General features: G+C 61.3%; 4 protein-coding genes and 1 pseudogene. 2 read left to right on the top strand and 3 right to left on the bottom strand.

Annotated elements, in window-relative coordinates:
- The 3 genes and pseudogenes from ABYO54_RS12870 to ABYO54_RS12860 form a co-directional block, all read right to left on the bottom strand.
- Positions 1-596 (bottom strand): annotated as a pseudogene (locus ABYO54_RS12870) (hypothetical protein); the annotation flags it as partial.
- Positions 596-2,836, bottom strand: a complete 2,241-nt coding sequence (locus tag ABYO54_RS12865; RefSeq protein WP_372808653.1) for a secretin N-terminal domain-containing protein — start codon at positions 2,834-2,836, stop codon at positions 596-598. The pseudogene ABYO54_RS12870 and the gene ABYO54_RS12865, both read right to left, overlap by 1 nt.
- Before the next feature lie 446 nt (positions 2,837-3,282).
- Positions 3,283-4,125, bottom strand: a complete 843-nt coding sequence (locus tag ABYO54_RS12860) for a PHP domain-containing protein (RefSeq protein WP_372808652.1) — start codon at positions 4,123-4,125, stop codon at positions 3,283-3,285.
- A 34-nt stretch (positions 4,126-4,159) separates the two neighbouring features.
- On the opposite strand from ABYO54_RS12860, the gene ABYO54_RS12855 reads away from it, so the two are divergent.
- Both ABYO54_RS12855 and ABYO54_RS12850 read left to right on the top strand, forming a co-directional pair.
- Entirely contained in the window at positions 4,160-4,918 is a 759-nt protein-coding gene (locus tag ABYO54_RS12855) for a DNA alkylation repair protein (RefSeq protein ID WP_372808651.1), read from the top strand.
- 198 nt (positions 4,919-5,116) lie between these two features.
- A complete protein-coding gene (locus ABYO54_RS12850) occupies positions 5,117-6,010 on the top strand; it encodes a phosphoribosylaminoimidazolesuccinocarboxamide synthase (protein ID WP_372808650.1) in 894 nt (297 codons plus the stop codon).
- Positions 6,011-6,203: the final 193 nt, after the last annotated feature.

The following is a 6,203-nucleotide window of genomic DNA, read 5'->3' as shown; positions in this document are numbered from 1 at the left end:
TCGATGTGGATGTCGGACGCGCGCTTTTCGACGGCCGCCGTAATGATGAGGTTGACCATGCGCACGACGGGCGCTTCGAGCGCGAGGTCGCGCAGGTGCTCCTCTTCGTCGCCCCAGTCGCCGGCCTCGAAGACCTCGGCGTCCTGCATCATGGAGCCGAGGTTGTTGGCGGCGAAATCCTCGGCGCGGGCGAGCGCGTCGTCCATGGCCGGGGTGGGCACGAGCTGGATTTCGAGTTCCTGGCCGCGGTGCATGCGGACGGCCTCGAGGCTGGCCCAGTCGGTCGGGTCGTCGGTGATGGCCGTGATCGTTTCGCCGTCGATGAGGAAGAGCACGCGGTGCTCGACCAGGAACGGGTACGGCAGGTTTTCGTCGAGCCACAGATGCTTCACCGGATCCGCGACCGGACAGACCGCAAGCTCGAACTGTTCGGCGAGCGCGGCGGTGAGGTCGGCGGGCTGGATGGCGCCGTCCTCAACGAGGGTTTCGCCGAGCCGGGCACCGGTTGCCGCCTGCTTGCGCAGAGCGGCCTGCACGGGATCGCGTCCCACGCACCCGTGCGCCACGAGGATGTCTCCAAGTTGACGGTAGGCCATTATTCCGCCTCCGCGTCAACGGGCTCCGCATCGGCGGCTTCCCCGGAAGCGTCGGGGCGTACCGGTTTTTCGAGGGGTTCTTCCTTCAGGTTGAAGATGGTACGGATATCCTTTTCGTCCATCGCGCCGAGGATCTTCTGCTGGAACTCGCGCGAGAGGGAGTCGGTTTCGTCGCGGGTTTCGACCACGTGCGGCGTGAGGATCATGAGGATTTCGGACCCGACCTTGGCGGTCTTGGTGCGACCGAAGATCCAACCGATGTAGGGGATCTTGCACAGGAGCGGGATTCCGGAATGCACCTTCTGGTCGTTGCGCTGGATCAAGCCGCCGAGGATGATCGTCTGGCCGTCGGCCACCTGCAGGTTCGAGCGCAGCTCGCGGGTGTAGAACTTGGGGGCCTCGTCGTCGATGGTGTCGGGATTGATCGAGCGCAGGGTCTGTTCGAGGTCGAGGGTGACCATGCGGTTGTCATCGATTTTGGGGGTGACCGTGAGGGTGATCTTGGCGTCGCGGTAGTCGTAGGAGAAGTTTTCGTTGCCGCCGTCGGTGACGGTGCTCTGCTGGATCGGCACCTCTTCGCCGAAGGAGATTTCGGCTTCCATGCCATCGCGGGTCAGCACGGTCGGGGAGGAGAGCACCTGCAAACGGTCGTCCTCTTCGGCGGCATGGATGAGCGCCATCGACTTGTCGTTGGCGTTCATCAGATAGGTCAGCCCATCGGGCGCCGCCGTCATGGAGTCGCCGCCGGTGGTGAGGGAATCGAGCCCGATGCTGCTGAGCATGGAGCCGGAGTGCGAGGGGTCGCCGTCGCCGATGACGGCCCATTCGATGCCGAGGTCGAGGCTTTCGTCGAGCGTGACCTCGACGAGGACGGTTTCGATGAGGACTTGACGGCGGGAGCGGTCGAGCTCTTCGATGGTGGCCTTGATCTGCTTGTGCATGTTGGCGGGGGCGTTGACGATCAGGGTGTTGGTGTCTTCGTCGGACAGGACGATGACCTCTTCGTTGACCGCAGTGCCGACGGTTCCGGTTCCGGCGGCGTCGGAACCGCCCGCCGCGGAGGCGGTCGCCGTTTTCGCCGTGGATTGCGCGGCGGTGGCGGCGGCATCGGTTTTCTTGTTGCCCTGGTTGGAGGCGTTTGCCGCATCGTTCTTGCCGGTAGTCTGCTTCGTTGCGCTCTTGCCCATTTCCTGCTGCACGTCGAGGGTTTGCTGGTAGAGGGTGGAGTAAAGCTCGTCGAGGGTGTTGCCGATCGTTTCGGCCTCGACCACTTTAAGGCGGTAGATCTTGGTGACGCGCTCGTTCTGCCCCTCGGTGCGGTCGAGCATCGCGATCCAGCGTTCGATCTCCTCCGCGAGCGACTCGGTGGCGTTGTGGGCAACGACCATGTTCAGGCGGGCAATCGCAAAAAACTGGACGGCGGAGCCGTCGTATCCGGTGCGGCGGTAGAAGACGTTGGTCAGCTCCTCGGCCACATCCGACGCATCGGCGACTTTGAGGACGTGCTGGACCATGACCGTCGAAGGCACATCGACGATCTTGAGCAAGTTGTACATCTGGTCCAAATAGGCCTGGGTGCCCAGCACGATCAAGACGCCGGAAGATTCCATGCCGAAGACGTTCTTCGTCTTGCCGCTGAAATTGTTCAGGAAGGTTTGCGCGGTGGTGGCCCCGATGTTCTTCAAGCGGATGACGCCGATGATCGGCTTGCCGTCGGGATATTCGGAATCCTTGTCGGCCTCGACGATCGGGCGGAGGTCGGACGGGGAAAAGACCCAGACGCGGCCGCGGGCGATGCGCTGCACGCCGGCGGTTTCCAGAATGGCATCGAACATTTCAAGCTTGTCTTCGCGCTCCCATTTCGTGACGTCGCCGGCGCGGATGCTGACTTCCTGCGAGACGTTGACCGACGGCGAAATGATGAATTCCATCTCGAGGTCGCGGCAGAGGACTTCGATGCAGTCCTTAAGGGTGATGTTTTCCCAGTTGACGGCGATGTCCGAGTCGGCGCCGGTTCCGGCGGTGCGTCCGCTCATGATGGCCGCGTCGCGGGTGGCCTGATCGGTGGCGACGATGCCACTCGTGCCGCTGCCCTGGGTCATGCCGCCAGGGCGCATGCCGGTCATGCCGCCGCTGGGCCGCGACCCGCCCCCGCCCGAAGAAGAGCCGCCGTTGCTGCGCCCGCCGCGATCCTGCGCCGACGAGCCCATACCCAGCCCCAAAACCAAAATTCCGAACAACCATCCTTTTTGCCAACGCATCGATGCCACCTCGTATTAATAATTTCTCCAACAACTCCAAGTAATCGACGAATAACGATCCCTCTTCAGAAAAATTGCACCACATAAATTACGGATTCGTAACCATTGCAAACACACGGAGTCCCCGAGCCGCCGAGGACGGATGCGCCCCGGCAAATGGGTTGTAAAGCTGGAAAAGCAAATGAACCGCGGCTCAACGCGGATAACCACGGATCCAAGAACAGGATATGCAAATCGGGCTCTTCCTCCAGAGGGTGCGCGGAACAAGCTCCATATTTCATTGAGCATCAGTGTCCATCTGAGTTCATCCGTAGTTCCATTCCAAAATTCAGGGTAAAAAATAGATTTGGATCCGGCAACGCCGGCTCAGGGCAATGGAACCCCAGCCGGAAGGAATGCGCGCCCGCACCCCGTCAAGAAGACCATCAAATACGGGCCTTGGCCGCCTTAAGCTGTTCAAGGGCTTCGTCGGGAACATGGAGCTGGCCGAATCCGGATCCGAGCCTGAGATCGGGCGTGTTGCCGCCGTGGAAGTCGGTGCCGCCGGTGCAGATCAGGCCGAGTTCCTGGGCCCACTCGGAAAAACGGGCCATGTTTTCGGGATGGTGTTCGGCATAGTAGGCCTCGATACCGCCGAGTCCGTTGCGGGCGAGTCCCTTGACGAGCCCTTTGAGCTGGTCGTCGGGCATGTAGATGGTGGCCGGGTGCGCCAAAACGGAGATGCCGCCCGCCTGCCGGATCAGATCGATGCATTCGCAGGCGGTATAGCGGTAGCGCTCGACGTAGGCCGGGCGCCCCTTGGCCAACAGCAGGTCGAACGCCGCCTTGCGGGTTTTCACATGCCGCCGCTTCACCAGCGCGGCGGCAAAGTGCGGCCGCCCCACGACGTCCGCCCCCGCCTCCTGCACCACGTCGCTCCAGGTGAGGACATAGCCCAGCTTGTTGAGTTTTTTGAGAATTTCGACATTCCGCTCCTCGCGCCCCTCGCGAACGATGTTGATTTTTTCGAGCAACTTCTCGCAGGTGTGGTCGATGAAATAGCCGAGGATATGCATGGTTCCGCGGTCGCACTCGGCGCTCAGCTCAATGCCCGTCACCGCCTCGACCGAGGAGCCCGCGGCGGCGTCCAGCAGCGGCACGATCCCCCCAACGGTATCGTGGTCGGTCAGGGCAATGGCCGCAAGGCCACGCTCCTCGGCCATCCGAACCAGTTCTTCGGGGGTATTCGTGCCGTCCGAATAGACAGAATGTACATGTAGGTCAATCAATTGAAATCTCCTGAAATAAATCCCGATCAGTATAATGATTGAGGTTGCAATACCAACCCTTCGTTTGGTTCAAAATAAGCCCATGCAGGCCACCGCCAAAGAAATAGGTTCCGAACTCCGCCAACTCGCCAACCCAGAAGACGCCGCCGTTCTGCAGCGGTTCTTCAAGACGGGGAAAGGAGACTATGGCGAAGGGGATGTTTTCCTCGGCATTCGCGTGCCGCAAACCCGCCGGCTGGCACGGCGGTTCCGCGGAACCGGGCTGCCGGAGATGCTCGCGCTGCTCCAATCGGAATACCACGAGGCGCGGTTGCTCGCCCTGCTGATGATGGTCGACCTTTTCCAACCATCGGAACCGCGGCAACAGGAGGAAATCTATCGGGCATACTTGGCCAATACGGCCCGGATCAACAACTGGGACCTGGTCGACTCCTCCGCCCACAAGATCGTCGGACCATGGCTGCTCGACCGCTCCCACGCGCCGCTCTTCCGGCTCGCGAAGAGCTCCAACCTTTGGGAACGGCGGATCGGACTGCTGGCCACCTTCCACTTCATCGCCCTGGGCCGCTTCGACACCTCGCTGGCCATTGCCGACCTCCTGCTCGACGACCCACACGACCTGATCCACAAGGCCGTCGGCTGGATGCTGCGCGAAATCGGCAAACGCAACCTCGCCGCAGAAGAGGCCTTTCTGACACCGCGCTACCCCCACATGCCGCGCACCATGCTGCGCTATGCCATCGAAAAATTCCCCGAAACCAAGCGCCAGGACTACCTCAAAGGCAAAATCTAACGCCGATCCGCCGCCCCCCGCCACCATCCGCGCAGCATGCGCACACTTGCGCAAGTGTGGGCGGAGCTCCGCCCCGGGGAGGCGCGCGGCAATAAGATTATCTGAAAGGTCGTATTTAGCGCGGTTTGGGTTGCGCCGGGAAGCTCGGCTCCGTATTATGCCGCGCGTTTTAAGAACCAATAACTTAGGGAGAATTCCATGACCGAAGCTGCAACCGTAATCGACCTGCCCGGCATTGAAAAATTCAAATCCGGCAAAGTCCGCGAAGTCTACGATCTGGGCGACCAATACCTGTTTGTGGCCTCCGACCGCATTTCCGCGTTCGACTGCATCATGCCCAACGGCATTCCCGACAAGGGCCGCGTGCTGAACATGATCTCCAAATTCTGGTTCGACCGCACCGGCGACGTGGTCAAAAACCACATGATCTCCACCGACGTCGCCGACTTCCCGCCCGAACTCCAAGAACACAAAGAGCTGCTCAAGGGCCGCTCGATGCTGGTTAAAAAGGCCGAGCTTCTGCCAGTGGAATGCATCGTGCGCGGCTACCTGATCGGCTCCGGCTGGAAAGAATACCAGAAGGCCGGCACCATCGGCGGCATGCCGCTGCGCGCCGGCTACGAAATGGCCGGCAAGCTCGACGCGCCGATCTTCACCCCGTCCACCAAGGCCGACGAAGGCCACGACGAAAACATCTCCTACGAGCAGATGAAGGAAATCGTCGGCGAAGAGCTGGGCACCAAACTGCACGATATCAGCCTGAAGCTCTACCAAACCGCCGCCGATTTCGCCCTGACGAAGGGCATCATCATCGCCGACACCAAATTCGAGTTCGGCATGATCGGCGACGAGCTGATCCTCATCGACGAAGTGCTCACGCCCGACAGCTCCCGCTTCTGGCCGGCCGACACCTACAAGCCCGGCTCCTCGCCCTTTTCGTTCGACAAGCAGTTTGTCCGCGACTACCTCGAAACGCTCGACTGGGACAAAACCCCGCCCGCCCCCGCCCTGCCCGAAGAGATCATCATGAAAAGCCGCGAAAAATATCTCGAAGCCTACAAGCTGCTCACCGGCAAAGAGCTCGAGGTCTAACCGCCGCGCAAAACCGACCCTTCAAGGCCGCCCACAAGGCGGCCTTTTTTGTGGCGGTGTTTTTTGCAGGGCGGAAACATTGTAGGGCGGCATGGTTTGTAGGGCGGGTCACGGTTGAGGGATGTGATTACGAGGAATACGAGCAATCTCTGCCCGCCGAATCCCGCACCGCCCCATTCCTCCGGACGGCTGA

It is taken from the genome of Pontiella sp. (assembly GCF_041622395.1).
In the GTDB taxonomy this organism is placed as follows: domain Bacteria; phylum Verrucomicrobiota; class Kiritimatiellia; order Kiritimatiellales; family Pontiellaceae; genus Pontiella.
The sequence above is the reverse complement of the archived record's forward strand: the minus strand, read 5'-3'. Positions and strand labels throughout refer to the sequence as shown.